Source organism: Streptomyces sp. NBC_00158 (assembly GCF_045160885.1).
Taxonomy (GTDB): Bacteria; Actinomycetota; Actinomycetes; order Streptomycetales; family Streptomycetaceae; genus Streptomyces.
In genome coordinates this window covers 1,886,192-1,902,236 of the sequence record NZ_CP108161.1, presented here as the reverse complement: position 1 = coordinate 1,902,236, position 16,045 = coordinate 1,886,192, and the positions used below count along the sequence as shown (strand labels likewise).

Sequence of the window (16,045 nt, the reverse complement as noted above, 5' to 3'; positions counted from 1 at the left end):
ACGGCGCTGGCGCACAATAGGGGGACGCACGGCTGAAGGGGAACATGCCATGAGCGCCGAGGACCTCGAGAAGTACGAGACCGAGATGGAGCTGAAGCTCTATCGCGAGTACCGCGACGTCGTCGGGCTGTTCAAGTACGTGATCGAGACCGAACGACGTTTCTACCTCACGAACGACTACGAGATGCAGGTGCACTCGGTCCAGGGCGAGGTCTTCTTCGAGGTCTCCATGGCCGACGCGTGGGTCTGGGACATGTACCGGCCGGCCCGCTTCGTCAAGCAGGTCCGCGTGCTGACCTTCAAGGACGTGAACATCGAGGAGCTCAACAAGAGCGACCTCGAACTGCCGGGCGCCGACCTGCCGGGCTGATGATCCGCCGACCGGTTCACCCCCAGGGGTGAGCCGGTTTTCCACAACGCCCCGGTTGTCCACCAAGATCCACTCTCTGTGCCGGAACGCGGGACCGTCGGCGGCGGAGGTGGTGCCGGATGAACGCGAAGGGCGTGGCACAGCAGGCATTGGGGCGGTACGGCGAGGAACTCGCCGCGCGGAGGCTGACCGAGTCCGGGATGACGGTGATCGCCAGGAACTGGCGGTGCCGCACCGGCGAGATCGACATCGTCGCCCGGGACGGGGACGCCCTCGTCGTGTGCGAGGTCAAGACGCGCCGCGCGGGGGACTTCGAACACCCCATGGCCGCCGTCCGGGCGGGCAAGGCCGAGCGGCTGCGCCGGCTCGCCGGGCGGTGGCTCGCCGACCACGGGGGCCCGCCGCCGGGCGGGGTGCGGATCGACCTCGTCGGGGTCACGCTGCCCAGGCGCGGGGCGCCCGTGGTGGAGCACGTCAGGGGGGCGGCCTGATGGGGTTCGCGCGGGCCTGCTCGGTGGCCCTGGTCGGCGTCGAGGGCGTACTGGTGGAGGTGCAGGCCGACCTGGAGCCCGGGGTGGCGGCCTTCACCCTGGTGGGGCTGCCGGACAAGACCCTGGTCGAGAGCCGCGACCGGGTACGGGCGGCGGTGGCCAACTCGGGCGCCCCCTGGCCGCAGAAGAAGCTCACGGTAGGGCTCAGCCCGGCGTCCGTACCGAAGGCCGGCGCCCATTTCGACCTCGCCGTCGCCGCGGCCGTGCTGGGCGCCGCCGAGGTCGTCGACCCCGCGAGGATCGCCGACCTCGTGCTCATCGGGGAGCTGGGCCTCGACGGCCGGGTGCGCCCGGTGCGGGGCATCCTGCCCGCCGTGCTCGCCGCCGCCGAAGCCGGGTACCGGCAGGTGGTGGTGCCGCAGCAGTGCGCGGCCGAGGCCACCCTGGTCCCGGACGTCTCGGTACTGGGCGTGCGCAGCCTGAGGCAGCTGATCGCGGTGCTGACCGACGGGGAGGTGCCCGAGGAGGACCCCCCGCCGGAGGCAGGGCGCCCCGATCCGATGCTCGCCGGCCTGGTGGTACCCGGCGCCGGGCTCGGCACGGGCCTCTCGGGCCGGGGCGATGCGGGGGATCTCCCCGACCTCGCCGACGTCGCCGGGCAGCAGGGCGCCCGCCGGGCCCTGGAGGTGGCGGCCTCGGGGGGCCACCACCTCTTCCTCAGCGGGCCCCCGGGCGCGGGCAAGACGATGCTCGCCGAGCGGCTGCCCTGGCTGCTGCCGCCGCTCACCCGACAGGACTCCCTGGAGGTGACGGCCGTCCACTCGGTCGCGGGAATCCTGCCGCCCGGGGAACCGCTGGTCGGCAGGCCCCCGTACTGCGCCCCGCACCACTCCGCGACCATGCAGTCGCTGGTCGGCGGCGGGGCCGGGATCCCCAGGCCCGGAGCGGTCTCCCTGGCCCACAGAGGGGTGCTCTTCCTGGACGAGGCCGCCGAGTTCAGCGGCAAGGTGCTGGACGCCCTGCGGCAGCCCCTCGAAGCCGGGCACGTGGTCATCGCCAGGGCCGCCGGGGTGGTACGGCTGCCCGCCCGCTTCCTGATGGTCCTCGCGGCGAACCCCTGCCCCTGCGGCCGGCACACCCTCACCGGGTCCGGCTGCGAATGCCCCGCCTCGGTGATCCGGCGCTACCAGGCCCGCCTGTCCGGGCCGCTGCTCGACCGGGTCGACCTGAGGGTCGAGGTGGAGCCGGTGACCCGCTCCGACCTGCTCGGCCAGGGCGGCCGGGGAGAGGCCACCGCCGCCGTCGCCGACCGGGTCCGCGAGGCACGCGACCGGGCGGCCGCCCGGCTCGCCGGCACCCCGTGGCGGCTCAACTCCGAGGTCCCCGGGCACGAGCTGCGCACCCGCTGGCCCGCCGGCCCCGGCGCACTGGCCCTGGCGGAACGGGACATGGAGCGGGGACTGCTCACCGCGCGGGGGCTGGACCGGGTGCTGCGCGTCGCCTGGACCGTCGCCGACCTGCGGGGCCGCGACCGCCCCGAGGCGCTGGACGCGGCCGTCGCGCTGGAGCTGCGCACCGGGATCGCCCGGGGCGCCGCCCAGGCCGTGGGGGGCGGGCCGTGAACGCGGAGGGAGGGCCCGGTCCGGAGGTCCTGGCCAGGGCCGCGCTGACCAGGGTGCTGGAGCCGGGCGACGAGCACGGCGGGCGCTGGATCCGGGAGCTCGGGGCCACCGCGGTGATACGGCTGCTGACCGGCCCCGACCCGGAGCCCGGGCAGCTGACCCGGGTGGGGGCTGAGCGACTCGCCGGGTACCGCAGACGGGCCGCCCTCGCGGAGCCCCTGCGGGACCTGGAGAGCGCCGCCGCCTCGGGCGTCCGCTTCGTGTGCCCCGGCTCGGCGGAGTGGCCGACCCAGCTGGACGACCTCGGCGACGCCCGGCCCGTCGGGCTCTGGCTGCGGGGCAGCCCCCACCTGCGGACGTGGGCCCTTCGCTCGGTCGCCGTGGTGGGTGCCAGGGCGTGTACCCCGTACGGGGCCCACATGGCGCAGACCCTCGCCGCCGGACTCGCCGAGCGGGGCTGGGTGGTCGTCTCCGGGGCGGCGTACGGGATCGACGGCGCAGCCCACCGCGGGGCCCTCGCCTCGGGCGGAGCCACCGCGGCGGTACTGGCCTGCGGGGTCGACACGGTCTACCCGCGCGGCCACGCCGGACTCCTCGGCCGGATCACCCGCCAGGGGCTGGTCCTGGGTGAACTGCCGCCCGGCACCCACCCCACCCCGAGCCGGTTCGTACTGCGCAACCGCGTCATCGCCGCCCTCACCCGGGGGACGGTGGTCGTCGAGGCCGCCCACCGCAGCGGCTCACTGGTCACCGCCCGCCGCGCCCAGCAGCTGGGCCGCCTCACCATGGGCGTACCCGGCCCGGCCACCAGCGGCCTCTCCGCAGGGGTGCACGAACTGCTGCGCGGCGAGGCGGTGCTCGTCACCGACGCCGACGAGATCGTCGAACTCGTCGGCGAGATGGGCGAACTGGCCCCCGCCCGACGCGGCCCGGTGCACGCCCGGGACCTGCTGGACCCCGGCGCCGCGCGCGTCCTGGAAGCGCTCCCCGCGGGGCGGTCCGCGGGCGTCGACGAGATCGCCCTCGCCGCGGCCGCCGGCACCGATGAAGTCATCGGCAGACTGTACGAACTTCACTCTCTGGGGTTCGTCGAACGGCAGGGCGACGGCTGGCGGTTGACCCCGCGGACGTCGCGAGAGGGGGTGCAATCCGGGGCCGACCGGCGAGGCGGTCGTTGACCTGGGGCGTTCCGGTGAAAGAGTGACGGCGATGACAGACGCGGTCCTCCCGGTGGCAGTCGCCGGGACCGTGCGCGAGGCGCCGGTCCCGGGCCGCCCGCGCGAGGGCGGACGCCCCTGGGCCCCCGCGCCATCCCGTACTCTTCGCGCACCGCGACACTTCCGTCACGCTACGCTCCCAAGGAATCCCGCTCCGGCAAAGGCGAAGCATGCCCCAGCACACCTCAGGGTCCGACCGCGCTGCGGTGCCCCCCGCTGCCCGTGGCGGCGTGCGGTCCACCGCGCCCTCGTCCCTGGAGGTGCTCTGGCGCTCATACAAGGACTCGGGCGACGAGCGGCTGCGGGAACAGCTGATCCTGCACTACTCGCCCCTGGTGAAATACGTGGCCGGCCGGGTCAGCGTGGGCCTGCCGCCCAACGTGGAGCAGGCCGACTTCGTCTCCTCCGGCGTCTTCGGACTCATCGACGCGATCGAGAAGTTCGACATCGAACGCTCCATCAAGTTCGAGACGTACGCCATCACCAGGATCCGCGGCGCGATGATCGACGAGCTGCGCGCGCTGGACTGGATCCCGCGCTCGGTGCGGCAGAAGGCGCGGGCCGTCGAGCGTGCCTACGCGACGCTGGAGGCCCAGCTGCGGCGCACCCCGACGGAGGGTGAGGTCGCCGGGGAGATGGGCATCGCGGTGGAGGAACTCCACACGGTCTTCAGTCAGTTGTCCCTGGCCAACGTGGTCGCCCTGGAAGAGCTGCTGCACGTGGGCGGGGAGGGCGGGGACCGCCTCTCCCTGATGGACACCCTGGAGGACCACGCCGCCGACAACCCGGTCGAGGTGGCCGAGGACCGGGAGCTGCGCCGGCTGCTGGCGCGGGCCATCAACACGCTCCCCGAGCGGGAGAAGACCGTGGTGACCCTCTACTACTACGAGGGCCTGACCCTCGCCGAGATCGGCAACGTGCTGGGCGTCACCGAGAGCCGGGTCAGCCAGATCCACACCAAATCCGTGCTCCAGCTGCGGGCCAAGCTCGCCGACGTCGGCCGCTGACCCTCCGGCGGGCCCGGCGGCCTCACCGGTGGGGCCGACACCCCTTGCGGGACCTCCGTACAGTGGTGACGTGCCCAGGATTCGAGCGGCCTCCGTGGCCGAGCACCGGTCGATGCAGCGCGGCGCCCTGTTGGACGCCGCACGTTCCCTGTTGTCCGAAGGCGGGACCGAGGCCCTGACCTTCCCCGCCCTCGCGGAGCGCACCGGGCTCGCCCGGTCGTCCGTGTACGAGTACTTCCGGTCCCGCGCGGCCGTCGTCGAAGAACTGTGCGCGGTGGACTTCCCCGTCTGGGCCGCCGAGATCGAGGCGGCGATGGAGCAGGCGGCCACGCCGGAGGCGAAGATCGAGGCCTACGTGCGCACCCAGCTGGGACTGGTCGGGGACCGGCGCCACCGAGCGGTGGTGGCGATCTCCGCCGGAGAGCTGGACGCCGGCGCGCGGGAGAAGATCCGCGCCGCGCACGGCGGTCTGGTGGCGATGATCGTCGAGGCCCTGGGCGCCCTCGGGCTGCCGGAGCCCCGCCTGTCCGCGATGCTGCTCCAGGGCGTCGTGGACGCCGCGGCCCGCCGCATCGAGCTCGGTGCCGCCGAGGACCCGGCCGTGATCACCGAGACCGCCGTCACCATGGCCCTGCGGGGCGTCACGGCCTGATCCGGAAGGCGCGGCCTACGGGGCCCCCGGCAGCAGCCGGGGCGTGGGCGCGGGGAGCAGGGCCAGCGGGTTCAGGTAGGCGTCCTCGCCCGCCAGCAGGCCCCAGTGCAGGCAGGGGCCCGGGCAGTGGGAGCCCTCCGTGAGCACCGCCACCACCTGCCCCGCCGCGACCGCCTCGCCCTGCGCCACCAGCGGCCGCACCGGCTCGTACGTCGTGCGCAGGCCGCCCGGGAGGGTGAGCGAGAGCACCCCGCGCCCCGCCACCGGCCCCGCGTAGTGCACCCGCCCGGGGCCCACGGCCCGTACCTCCGCCCCGGCCCGCGCCGACAGGTCCACACCGCGGTGCCCGGCCGCGTACGGGGTCGGCGGCGGGTCCCACCACCGTGCCACGGACAGCGGCGCGGGCAGGGGGCGCGCGCCCCGGGCCCCGCCCGCCGCGCCCCCGCCGCGCACCGGTGCGACGTGTGCCGACGCGACGGGATCCGGGGCCGCCGGACCGGGCGCGGGAGCCGGGCCGGGCAGCGGCCGGGGCACTGCCAGGAGCAGGATGAGCAGCAGTTTCGTCATGCCCGGCAGGATCCCGCCCGGCCGGCCCGGCCGGTCCGCGCCTGTGGACGGCCGAGGGGGTGTGGACAACGGCGTCACCCGGCATACCGCCGGGTCCCGTACACTTCTTGTGGCGATCCGGGTCACCGGGTCGACTTCGCACGCCCCAGCGCCGACCGGTTCCGGTCAGGTGAATGCGTCTCTCGGTCCCTCAAGGGGCAGGGCGCGGCGGGGCGTCAGGAACCAAAACCGAGAAACCAAGGAGATGGCCATGGCCGTCGTAACGATGCGGGAGCTGCTGGAGAGCGGCGTCCACTTCGGTCACCAGACCCGTCGCTGGAACCCGAAGATGAAGCGCTTCATCTTCACCGAGCGCAACGGCATCTACATCATCGACCTGCTCCAGTCGCTGTCGTACATCGACCGCGCCTACGAGTTCGTGAAGGAGACCGTCGCGCACGGTGGCTCCATCATGTTCGTCGGTACGAAGAAGCAGGCGCAGGAGGCCATCGCCGAGCAGGCGACCCGCGTCGGCATGCCGTACGTCAACCAGCGCTGGCTGGGTGGCATGCTCACCAACTTCTCCACCGTCTACAAGCGCCTCCAGCGTCTGAAGGAGCTTGAGGCGATCGACTTCGAGGACGTCGCCGCCTCGGGTCTCACCAAGAAGGAGCTCCTGGTCCTCTCCCGCGAGAAGGCCAAGCTGGAGAAGACCCTCGGTGGTATCCGCGAGATGTCGAAGGTTCCCAGCGCCGTCTGGATCGTCGACACCAAGAAGGAGCACATCGCCGTCGGTGAGGCGCGCAAGCTGCACATCCCGGTCGTCGCGATCCTCGACACCAACTGCGACCCCGACGAGGTCGACTACAAGATCCCGGGCAACGACGACGCCATCCGCTCCGTCACCCTGCTCACCCGCGTGATCGCCGACGCCGTCGCCGAGGGCCTCATCGCCCGCTCCGGCGCCGCGACCGGCGACTCGAAGCCGGGCGAGAAGGCCGCCGCCGAGCCGCTCGCCGAGTGGGAGCGCGACCTGCTCGAGGGTGAGAAGAAGGCTGACGCCGAGGCCCCCGCGGCCGAGGCCGCTGTCGAGACCCCGGCCGTCGAGGCCGAGGCCGTCGTCGAGGCTCCGGCCGCCGACGCCGAGCAGGCCTGACCCACTGAGAGCGCCCGGCGTTCATCCGCCGGGCACTCGCAGCACGGACGATGACGGCGGGGGAGCCGCGCCACGAGCGCGCTCCTCCGCCGTTCACCCGTAGATCTACGACTTCGAGAGAGAATCACAGACTCATGGCGAACTACACCGCCGCTGACGTCAAGAAGCTCCGCGAGCTCACCGGCGCCGGCATGCTGGACTGCAAGAACGCGCTCGTCGAGGCCGACGGTGACGTCACCAAGGCCAACGAGATCCTGCGCGTCAAGGGCCTGAAGGGTGTCGCCAAGCGCGAGGGCCGTTCCGCCGAGAACGGTGCCGTCACCTCCCTGATCGCCGCCGACACCACCTCCGGTGTGCTGCTCGAGCTCAAGTGCGAGACCGACTTCGTCGCCAAGAGCGAGAAGTTCCTGGCCGTCGCCGACCAGCTCGCCGCCCACGTGGCCGCCACCAAGCCGGCGGACATCGAGGCGCTGCTGGCGTCCGAGATCAAGGACGGCCAGACCGTCCAGGCGTTCGTGGACGAGGCCAACGCCAACCTGGGCGAGAAGATCGTCCTGGACCGCTTCGCGCAGTACGAGGGCGCCTTCGTCGCCTCCTACATGCACCGCACCATGCCCGACCTGCCCCCGCAGATCGGTGTCCTGGTCGAGCTGGACAAGGCCGACGCCGACCTGGCCAAGGGCATCGCCCAGCACATCGCCGCCTTCGCGCCGAAGTACCTGACCGCCGAGGACGTTCCGGCCGAGGTCGTCGAGTCCGAGCGCCGCGTCGCCGAAGAGGTCACCCGCGCCGAGGGCAAGCCCGAGGCCGCGATCGCCAAGATCGTCGAGGGTCGCGTCAACGGCTTCTTCAAGGACGTCACGCTGCTCGGCCAGCCGTACGCGCTCGACAACAAGAAGTCCGTCCAGAAGGTTCTGGACGAGGCCGGTGTCACCCTGAAGCGCTTCACCCGCATCAAGGTCGGCATCTGAGTCCGTCCGTACGCGACGGACACCGGACCCCGATAGGGTCTGAGGCAGTCGTCCGCGCTTGCGCAGGACGACCGCAGATCTGACGAGGAGGCCATTGCCGCAGAGGGAACCGCGAGGACCCACCGGCAATGGCCTTCTTCGTATGTGCACGAGGAGATCTCCATGAATCAGGGCGTGGACCCCCACACCGCATCCCACGACAAGAGCGACCACGAGAAGAAGGGTCGCCGCTTCATGCTGAAGCTGTCCGGCGAAGCCTTCTCCGGCGGCGGCGGGCTGGGTGTCGACCCTGACGTCGTGCACGCCATCGCCCGCGAGATCGCGGCCGTGGTCCGAGACGGCGCCGAGATCGCGATCGTCATCGGCGGCGGCAACTTCTTCCGCGGCGCGGAGCTTCAGCAGCGCGGCATGGACCGGGCCCGGTCCGACTACATGGGCATGCTCGGCACCGTCATGAACTGCCTCGCCCTCCAGGACTTCCTGGAGAAGGAGGGCATCGACAGCCGCGTCCAGACCGCCATCACCATGGGCCAGGTCGCGGAGCCGTACATCCCGCTGCGCGCCGTCCGCCACCTGGAGAAGGGCCGCGTCGTCATCTTCGGCGCCGGCATGGGCATGCCCTACTTCTCCACCGACACCACGGCCGCCCAGCGTGCCCTGGAGATCGACGCAGAGGCCCTCCTCATGGGCAAGAACGGCGTCGACGGGGTCTACGACTCCGACCCGAAGACCAACCCGGACGCGGTGAAGTTCGACGCGCTGGAGTACAACGAGGTGCTGTCCCGGGACCTCAAGGTCGCCGACGCCACGGCCATCACGCTGTGCCGCGACAACCAGCTGCCGATCCTGGTCTTCGAGCTGCTCGCCGAAGGCAATATCGCCCGCGCCGTCAAGGGTGAGAAGATCGGCACGCTCGTGAGCGACCAGGGCACCCGGGCCTGAGCCCACCGAGCCGGGCCCGCAGGGGCCCGGTCCGGGCGGCCCGGACCGCCCGCGCCCGCCTGAACCATCCATATCTGACATGCAGGAGCACGTGGTGATCGAAGAAATCCTCCTCGAGGCCGAGGAGAAGATGGAGAAGGCCGTCGTCGTCGCCAAGGAAGACTTCGCCGCGATCCGCACCGGCCGTGCGCACCCGGCGATGTTCAACAAGATCGTGGCGGACTACTACGGTGCCATCACGCCCATCAACCAGCTCGCGTCCTTCGCGGTGCCCGAGCCGCGCATGGCGATCGTGACGCCGTTCGACGCCTCCGCTCTGCGCAACATCGAGCAGGCGATCCGCGACTCCGACCTCGGTGTCAACCCGAGCAACGACGGCCGCATCATCCGGGTGACCTTCCCGGAGCTGACGCAGGACCGCCGCAAGGAGTTCATCAAGGTCGCCAAGACCAAGGCCGAGGACTCCCGCGTCTCCATCCGCTCCGTGCGCCGCAAGGCCAAGGACGCCCTCGACAAGCTGGTCAAGGACAAGGAGGCCGGCGAGGACGAGGTGCGCCGCGCCGAGAAGGAGCTCGACGACACCACCGCGAAGTACGTCGCGCAGGTGGACGAGCTGCTCAAGCACAAGGAATCCGAGCTGCTCGAGGTCTGATGAACGACTCTCCCTGGGCCGCTGAGCCGGTTCCGGCGGGTCCCGCATACGATGCGCTGGTGGGCCCGCAGACTGCGCCCATGCCCATCGTGCCCGATGCCGCCGGCCGTGCCTTCGACGACCGGGAAGCACGCGATCGGGGGGCCGCCTTCGTCGGCGGCCCCCCGTTCCGCGCCGAGACGCCGTTGCAGGAGCCCATGCCCAGCCCCCCGCCCCCGCCTCCGCAGGCCCCGCAGGACGCCTCGCCCCCGCCGCAGAAGAAGCGCGCGGGGCGGGATCTGCGTGCCGCCATAGGGGTCGGCGTCGGCCTCGGCGCGGTGATCTTCGCTTCGCTGTTCATCGTGAAGGCCGTCTTCGTCGGCGTCATCGTCGTCGCGGTCGTGGTCGGCCTGTGGGAGCTCACCTCCCGGCTCCAGGAGAAGAAGGGCATCAAGGCCCCGCTGGTCCCGCTCGCGGTCGGCGGCGCGGCGATGATCATCGCCGGGTACGTCCGCGGGGCCGAGGGCGCGTGGGTGGCGATGGCGCTCACCGCGCTGGCCGTCCTCGTGTGGAGGATGACCGAGCCTCCCGAGGACTACCTCAAGGACGTCACGGCCGGCGTCTTCGCGGCGTTCTACGTGCCCTTCCTGGCCACCTTCGTCGCGATGCTGCTGACCCCCGACGACGGCCCGCAGCGGGTGGTGACCTTCCTGGTGCTGACCGTGGTCAGCGACACCGGGGCGTACGCGGTCGGCTGGCGCTTCGGCAAGACCAAGCTCGCCCCGCGCATCAGCCCCGGCAAGACCCGCGAGGGGCTCTTCGGAGCGGTGGCCTTCGCGATGGTGGCCGGCGCGCTGTGCATGGAGTTCCTGATCGACGGCGGTGCCTGGTGGCAGGGCCTGCTGCTGGGCCTCGCGGTGGCGGTCTCCGCCACCCTGGGTGACCTCGGCGAGTCGATGATCAAGCGTGACCTGGGCATCAAGGACATGGGCACACTGCTCCCGGGCCACGGCGGCATCATGGACCGCCTGGACTCCCTGCTGCCGACCGCCCCGGTGGTGTGGCTGCTGCTGGCCGCGTTCGTCGGTACCGGCTGAGGTGGCGCCCCGGGCCCATGGGCCCGGGGGCGGAGCACCGGCTTACGGGTCGGGGCCGGGTTATCCTGGAGGGCGCGCCGTGTTCACGCGGCGCGCCCTTTCCGTCCGGCGGCCGAGTGGCCGCGGACCGGCCCTGCACGCGCGGGGTGACCCCCACCCCGTCGTACCGAGGAGTACCGCATGGCCCCGCGTCCCGTTCCGGGCGAGCTCACCTTCGTCGCGCCCCGCGGAGCGAAGAAGCCGCCCCGGCACCTCGCCGACCTCACCCCGGCCGAGCGCCGTGAGGCCGTGGCCGCGATCGGCGAGAAGCCGTTCCGGGCCAAGCAGCTCTCCCAGCACTACTTCGCCCGCTACGCGCACGACCCGGCCGAGTGGACCGACATCCCCGCCGCCTCGCGCGAGAAGCTCCAGCAGGAGCTGCTGCCGGAGCTCATGAACGTCGTGCGGCACATCAGCTGCGACGACGACACCACCCGCAAGACCCTGTGGAAGCTGCACGACGGCACGCTCGTCGAGTCCGTGCTGATGCGCTACCCCGACCGGGTGACGATGTGCATCTCCTCGCAGGCCGGCTGCGGCATGAACTGCCCGTTCTGCGCCACCGGCCAGGCCGGCCTGGACCGCAACCTCTCCACCGCCGAGATCGTGCACCAGATCGTCGACGGCATGCGCGCCCTGCGCGACGGCGAGGTCCCCGGCGGCCCGGCCCGGCTGTCCAACATCGTCTTCATGGGCATGGGCGAGCCGCTGGCGAACTACAAGCGCGTCGTCGGCGCCATCCGCCGCCTCACCGACCCGGAGCCCGACGGCCTGGGCCTGTCGCAGCGCGGCATCACCGTCTCCACCGTCGGCCTGGTCCCGGCGATGCTGCGGTTCGCCGACGAGGGCTTCAAGTGCCGCCTCGCGGTCTCGCTGCACGCCCCGGACGACGAGCTGCGCGACACCCTCGTCCCGGTGAACACCCGCTGGAAGGTCCGCGAGGTCCTCGACGCGGCCTGGGAGTACGCGGAGAAGTCCGGCCGCCGCATCTCCATCGAGTACGCCCTGATCCGCGACATCAACGACCAGGCCTGGCGCGGCGACCTGCTGGGCCGCCTGCTCAAGGGCAAGCGCGTACACGTCAACCTGATCCCGCTGAACCCGACGCCGGGCTCGAAGTGGACCGCCTCCCGCCCCGAGGACGAGAAGGCCTTCGTCGAGGCGATCGCCCGCCACGGGGTGCCCGTGACCGTCCGCGACACCCGCGGCCAGGAGATCGACGGCGCGTGCGGCCAGCTCGCCGCCTCGGAACGATAGATTCCGGACGGGCGTCCGCGTGAATCGGCCGCAGGGGTACCCTGTGGCCGAACCAATTGCATATTCCGACAGGGGAGCGCCACAGCGCTGAGAGTGCGGTATCCGTCATCCGCAGACCCTCTGAACCTCGCCCCGGTCATTCGGGGTAGGAAGTTCGGTCACCACTCAAGCTGTTGCGCCCTGCCCGGCGTCCGCTCCCACAGAGCGCCGGGCAGGGCCGCGTCTTCTCCTGGTCATCCCAGGAGGAATCACCAGTGAGCACCACCAGGAAGATCGCGGGCGCCGCGCTCGCGGCCGCGCTCGGCGTCACCACGCTCAGTGCCTGCGGCGGCGGCGACGCCAAGGACAAGTCCGCGGGCGCGACCGACGCCCCGAAGTCCAAGACCGTCACGCTCGTCTCCCACGACTCCTTCAACGTGACCGACACGGTCCTCAAGGAGTTCGAGCAGCAGAGCGGCTACACCGTCAAGGTGCTGAAGTCCGGTGACGCCGGCGCCGCCCTCAACCAGGAGATCCTCACCAAGGGCTCCCCGCGCGGCGACGTCTTCTTCGGCGTCGACAACACCCTGCTCTCGCGCGCCCTCGACAACGGCGTCTTCACGCCGTACGAGGCCAAGGGCCTGGACACGGTGAAGCCCGAGTACGTCCTCGACAAGCAGCACCGCGTCACCCCGGTCGACTCCGGCGACATCTGCGTCAACTACGACAAGGCGTACTTCGCCGACAAGAAGATCGCCCCGCCGCAGACGCTGGACGACCTGCTCAAGCCCGAGTACAAGAACCTGCTGGTCACCGAGAACGCCGCGACCTCCTCGCCCGGCCTCGGCTTCCTCCTCGCCTCCGTCGGCAAGTACGGCGAGGAGGGCTGGAAGGACTACTGGACCAAGCTCAAGGCCAACGGCGTCGAGGTCGTCGACGGCTGGGAGCAGGCCTACAACGAGCGGTTCTCCGGCTCCGCCGGCGGCAAGAAGGCCAAGGGCGACCGCCCGCTGGTCGTCTCCTACGCCTCCAGCCCGCCGGTCGAGGTCCTCTACGGCGAGCCGCAGCCGGCCGAGGCGCCCACGGGCGTGGCCACCGGCACCTGCTTCCGCCAGATCGAGTTCGCGGGCCTGCTCAAGGGTGCGAAGAACGAGGAGGGCGGCAAGGCCCTCATCGACTTCCTGGTCTCCAAGAAGTTCCAGGAGGACATGCCGCTCCAGATGTTCGTGAACCCGGTCGTCAAGGACGCGAAGCTGCCGGAGCTGTTCACGAAGCACGGCGTCGTGGTCGACAAGCCGGAGAACGTCGCTCCGGAGGCCATCGCCAAGAACCGTGAGCAGTGGGTCAAGACGTGGTCCTCGCTCGTCGTGAAGTAGAGCGCCTTACCGCGGGGGGCGGGCGCGCCACGGCCGTCAGACTCGCTCTGATGGCCGTGCCGCTCGCCTTCTTCGGACTGTTCTTCGCCTACCCCGTCGCCGCGATCGTCGGCCGCGGGCTCAAGACGGACGAGGGCTGGCAGTTCGGCCGGATCGGCGAGGTCCTCGCCCGGCCCGACATCGCCGGCGTGCTGTGGTTCACCACCTGGCAGGCGCTCGCCTCGACCGCCCTCACCCTGCTCCTGGCGCTGCCGGGCGCGTACGTGTTCGCGCGGCTGGAGTTCCCCGGCAAGCAGCTGCTGCGCGCGCTGGTCACCGTCCCCTTCGTGCTGCCGACCGTGGTCGTCGGCAGTGCCTTCCTGGCGCTGGTCGGCCGGGGCGGGCTGCTCGACGAGCTGTGGGGCGTCCGGCTGGACACCACCGTGTGGGCGATCCTGCTCGCCCACGTCTTCTTCAACTACGCCGTCGTGGTGCGGACCGTCGGCGGCCTCTGGGCGCAGCTGGACCCGCGCCAGGAGGAGGCCGCCCGGGTGCTGGGCGCCGGGCGGTTCGCGGCGTGGCGGCGGGTGACGCTGCCCGCGCTCGGGCCGGCGGTGGCCGCGGCCTCGCTGATGGTGTTCCTGTTCACGTTCAGCTCCTTCGGCGTCGTGCAGATCCTGGGCGGGCCCGCGTACGCCACCCTGGAGGTGGAGGTCTACCGGCAGACGGCGCAGCTGCTGGACCTGCCGACCGCCGCCGTGCTGACGATGGTGCAGTTCGCGGCCATCGCCGCCGTCCTCGCCGTGCACGCGTGGACCGTGCGCCGGCGGGAGACCGCGCTGCGGCTGGTGGACCCCTCGCGCACCGCGCGTCCGCCGCGGGGCTGGGCGCAGCGGGGCCTGCTGGGCGGGGTGCTGCTGTCGGTGGCGCTGCTGGTCGTGGCGCCGCTGGCGGTGCTGGTGGAACGGTCCTTCGACGCGCCGGGCGGGTACGGATTCGGCTTCTACCGGGCGCTGCAGGACGCGGGCTCGGGGGGCGGAACGTTTCTGGTGCCGCCGCTGGAGGCGATCTGGAACTCCCTCCAGTACGCGCTGGCCGCCACCGCCATCGCTCTGCTGATCGGGGGGCTCGCGGCGGCCGCCCTGACAAGGCGCGGGGGCCGCTTCGTACGCGGCTTCGACGCGCTGCTGATGCTTCCGCTCGGGGTGTCCGCCGTGACGGTGGGCTTCGGGTTCCTGATCACCCTGGACGAGCCGCCGCTGGACCTGCGGACCTCGTGGATCCTGGTGCCGTTCGCGCAGGCGCTGGTCGGGGTGCCGTTCGTCGTACGGACGATGCTGCCGGTGCTGCGGGCCGTCGACGGCCGGCTGCGGGAGGCGGCGGCCGTGCTCGGTGCCTCGCCGCTGCGGGCCTGGCGGGAGGTGGACCTGCCGCTGGTGCGGCGGGCGCTGCTGATCGCGGCCGGTTTCGCCTTCGCGGTCTCGCTGGGCGAGTTCGGCGCGACCGTCTTCATCGCCCGGCCCGACCGTCCGACGCTGCCGGTGGCCGTGGCGCGGCTGCTGGGGCGGGCCGGGGAGATGAACTACGGGCAGGCGATGGCCCTGAGCACGATTCTGATGCTGGTGTGCGCGGTGTCCCTGCTGGTGCTGGAGCGACTGCGACCCGACAAGACCTCGGGAGAGTTCTGATGACCCTGCTCCGGCTCGAAGGGGTGACGGTCCGTTTCGGCGACCGGGCGGTCGTGGACGCGGTCGACCTGGAGGTCGCCGAGCACGAGACCGTGTGCGTGCTGGGCCCCAGCGGCAGCGGCAAGTCCACGCTGCTGCGGGTGGTGGCCGGGCTCCAGCAGGTGTCTGCGGGACGGGTGCTGCTCGGCGGCGCCGACCAGGCCGGCGTGCCGGTGCACCGGCGCGGGGTGGGCCTGATGTTCCAGGACCACCAGCTGTTCCCGCACCGGGACGTCGGCGGGAACGTCTCCTTCGGCCTGCGCGTGCAGGGCACCGGGAAGGGCGCGTACGGGGCCCGGGTCGCGGAGCTGCTGGAGCTGGTCGGACTCCCGGGGGCCCAGGGCCGGGCCGTCTCCTCGCTGTCCGGCGGGGAGCAGCAGCGGGTGGCCCTCGCCCGGGCGCTCGCCCCCTCCCCCCGGCTGCTGATGCTGGACGAGCCGCTCGGCCAGCTGGACCGGGGGCTGCGCGAGCGGCTGGTGGTCGAGCTCCAGGGGCTGTTCTCCCGGCTGGGCACCACCGTCCTGGCCGTCACCCACGACCAGGGCGAGGCCTTCGCGCTGGCCGACCGGGTGGTGGTGATGCGGGACGGGCGGATCGCGCAGGCCGGGACCCCGCTGGAGGTGTGGCAGCGGCCCGCGTCGGAGTTCGTGGCCCGCTTCCTCGGCTTCGAGAACGTGGTGCCGGGGACGGTGGCGGGTACCGCCGCCGCCACCGCGTGGGGCCGGGTGCCCGTCCCGGCGGGCACGCCCGAGGGGGAGCGGCGGCTGCTGGTCCGCCCCGCCGGGGTGGTGCTGTGCGAGGCCGGGCTGGGCTGCGTGGTGGAGTCCCGGACCTTCCGCGGCACGCACGTGGCGCTGCGGCTGAAGCCCGCGTCGGGGCCGGTACTGGAGGCCGAATGCGAGCTGGCCACCGCGCCGGCCGTGGGGGACCGGGTCGCGGTGGCGTTCAGCCCGTCGGAGGTCGTCGTACTCCCGGAGCCGGCCTGA

At 72.3% G+C, this 16,045-nt stretch carries 16 protein-coding genes and 1 riboswitch; of the genes, 15 read left to right on the top strand and 1 reads right to left on the bottom strand.

What is annotated here, in order from left to right; genetic code table 11:
* Nucleotides 1-49 precede the first annotated feature (49 nt).
* The 6 genes from OG553_RS08365 to OG553_RS08340 all read left to right on the top strand — a co-directional run bounded on the left by OG553_RS08365 (nucleotide 50) and on the right by OG553_RS08340 (nucleotide 5,359).
* The gene (locus OG553_RS08365) at nucleotides 50-370 is read left to right on the top strand and encodes a DUF2469 domain-containing protein (RefSeq protein WP_007266836.1); all 321 of its coding nucleotides are present in this window, start codon (nucleotides 50-52) and stop codon (nucleotides 368-370) included.
* 119 nt (nucleotides 371-489) lie between these two features.
* Complete coding sequence (locus OG553_RS08360) at nucleotides 490-861, top strand: YraN family protein (RefSeq protein ID WP_405978389.1); 372 nt, start codon at nucleotides 490-492, stop codon at nucleotides 859-861.
* Nucleotides 861-2,483 (top strand): YifB family Mg chelatase-like AAA ATPase, encoded by a 1,623-nt coding sequence (locus OG553_RS08355; RefSeq protein ID WP_405978388.1) that lies wholly within the window; start codon nucleotides 861-863, stop codon nucleotides 2,481-2,483. Before OG553_RS08360 ends, OG553_RS08355 begins: the two co-directional genes overlap by 1 nt.
* On the top strand, nucleotides 2,480-3,661 hold the full coding sequence (gene dprA / locus OG553_RS08350; protein ID WP_405978387.1) for a DNA-processing protein DprA: 1,182 nt from the start codon (nucleotides 2,480-2,482) through the stop codon (nucleotides 3,659-3,661). The genes OG553_RS08355 and dprA overlap by 4 nt, the downstream gene beginning before the upstream one ends.
* A gap of 209 nt (nucleotides 3,662-3,870) precedes the next feature.
* Nucleotides 3,871-4,707 (top strand): RNA polymerase sigma factor WhiG, encoded by an 837-nt coding sequence (whiG, locus tag OG553_RS08345; RefSeq protein WP_405978386.1) that lies wholly within the window; start codon nucleotides 3,871-3,873, stop codon nucleotides 4,705-4,707.
* A 94-nt stretch (nucleotides 4,708-4,801) separates the two neighbouring features.
* Nucleotides 4,802-5,359 carry a TetR/AcrR family transcriptional regulator gene (locus tag OG553_RS08340; RefSeq protein WP_405982989.1) on the top strand — a complete coding sequence of 186 codons (558 nt, stop codon included), beginning with the start codon at nucleotides 4,802-4,804 and terminating at the stop codon, nucleotides 5,357-5,359.
* A gap of 15 nt (nucleotides 5,360-5,374) precedes the next feature.
* Here OG553_RS08340 and OG553_RS08335 read toward each other — a convergent pair whose 3' ends face one another.
* Nucleotides 5,375-5,926 (bottom strand): M23 family metallopeptidase, encoded by a 552-nt coding sequence (locus OG553_RS08335; RefSeq protein ID WP_405978385.1) that lies wholly within the window; start codon nucleotides 5,924-5,926, stop codon nucleotides 5,375-5,377.
* Nucleotides 5,927-6,176: 250 nt separating this feature from the next.
* On the opposite strand from OG553_RS08335, the gene rpsB reads away from it, so the two are divergent.
* From rpsB to OG553_RS08290, 9 genes are all read left to right on the top strand, one after another.
* Complete coding sequence (gene rpsB, locus OG553_RS08330; protein ID WP_405978384.1) at nucleotides 6,177-7,061, top strand: 30S ribosomal protein S2; 885 nt, start codon at nucleotides 6,177-6,179, stop codon at nucleotides 7,059-7,061.
* A gap of 134 nt (nucleotides 7,062-7,195) precedes the next feature.
* Nucleotides 7,196-8,032: a translation elongation factor Ts gene (tsf, locus tag OG553_RS08325; protein ID WP_405978383.1), complete on the top strand. Its 837-nt coding sequence runs from the start codon at nucleotides 7,196-7,198 to the stop codon at nucleotides 8,030-8,032.
* A 162-nt stretch (nucleotides 8,033-8,194) separates the two neighbouring features.
* Entirely contained in the window at nucleotides 8,195-8,974 is a 780-nt protein-coding gene (gene pyrH / locus OG553_RS08320; protein WP_405978382.1) for a UMP kinase, read from the top strand.
* 94 nt (nucleotides 8,975-9,068) lie between these two features.
* Nucleotides 9,069-9,626, top strand: coding sequence for a ribosome recycling factor (gene frr / locus OG553_RS08315; protein ID WP_007266846.1), 558 nt, complete (start codon nucleotides 9,069-9,071; stop codon nucleotides 9,624-9,626).
* Nucleotides 9,626-10,702: a phosphatidate cytidylyltransferase gene (locus OG553_RS08310; RefSeq protein WP_405978381.1), complete on the top strand. Its 1,077-nt coding sequence runs from the start codon at nucleotides 9,626-9,628 to the stop codon at nucleotides 10,700-10,702. Before frr ends, OG553_RS08310 begins: the two co-directional genes overlap by 1 nt.
* 180 nt (nucleotides 10,703-10,882) lie before the next feature.
* Nucleotides 10,883-11,998: a 23S rRNA (adenine(2503)-C(2))-methyltransferase RlmN gene (gene rlmN, locus OG553_RS08305; RefSeq protein WP_405978380.1), complete on the top strand. Its 1,116-nt coding sequence runs from the start codon at nucleotides 10,883-10,885 to the stop codon at nucleotides 11,996-11,998.
* A 60-nt stretch (nucleotides 11,999-12,058) separates the two neighbouring features.
* A riboswitch (TPP riboswitch) is annotated at nucleotides 12,059-12,168 on the top strand.
* Between the two features lie 84 nt (nucleotides 12,169-12,252).
* Complete coding sequence (locus OG553_RS08300; RefSeq protein ID WP_405978379.1) at nucleotides 12,253-13,353, top strand: thiamine ABC transporter substrate binding subunit; 1,101 nt, start codon at nucleotides 12,253-12,255, stop codon at nucleotides 13,351-13,353.
* A 50-nt stretch (nucleotides 13,354-13,403) separates the two neighbouring features.
* Nucleotides 13,404-15,020, top strand: coding sequence for an ABC transporter permease (locus OG553_RS08295; RefSeq protein ID WP_405978378.1), 1,617 nt, complete (start codon nucleotides 13,404-13,406; stop codon nucleotides 15,018-15,020).
* Nucleotides 15,020-16,045: an ABC transporter ATP-binding protein gene (locus OG553_RS08290; RefSeq protein ID WP_405978377.1), complete on the top strand. Its 1,026-nt coding sequence runs from the start codon at nucleotides 15,020-15,022 to the stop codon at nucleotides 16,043-16,045. Before OG553_RS08295 ends, OG553_RS08290 begins: the two co-directional genes overlap by 1 nt.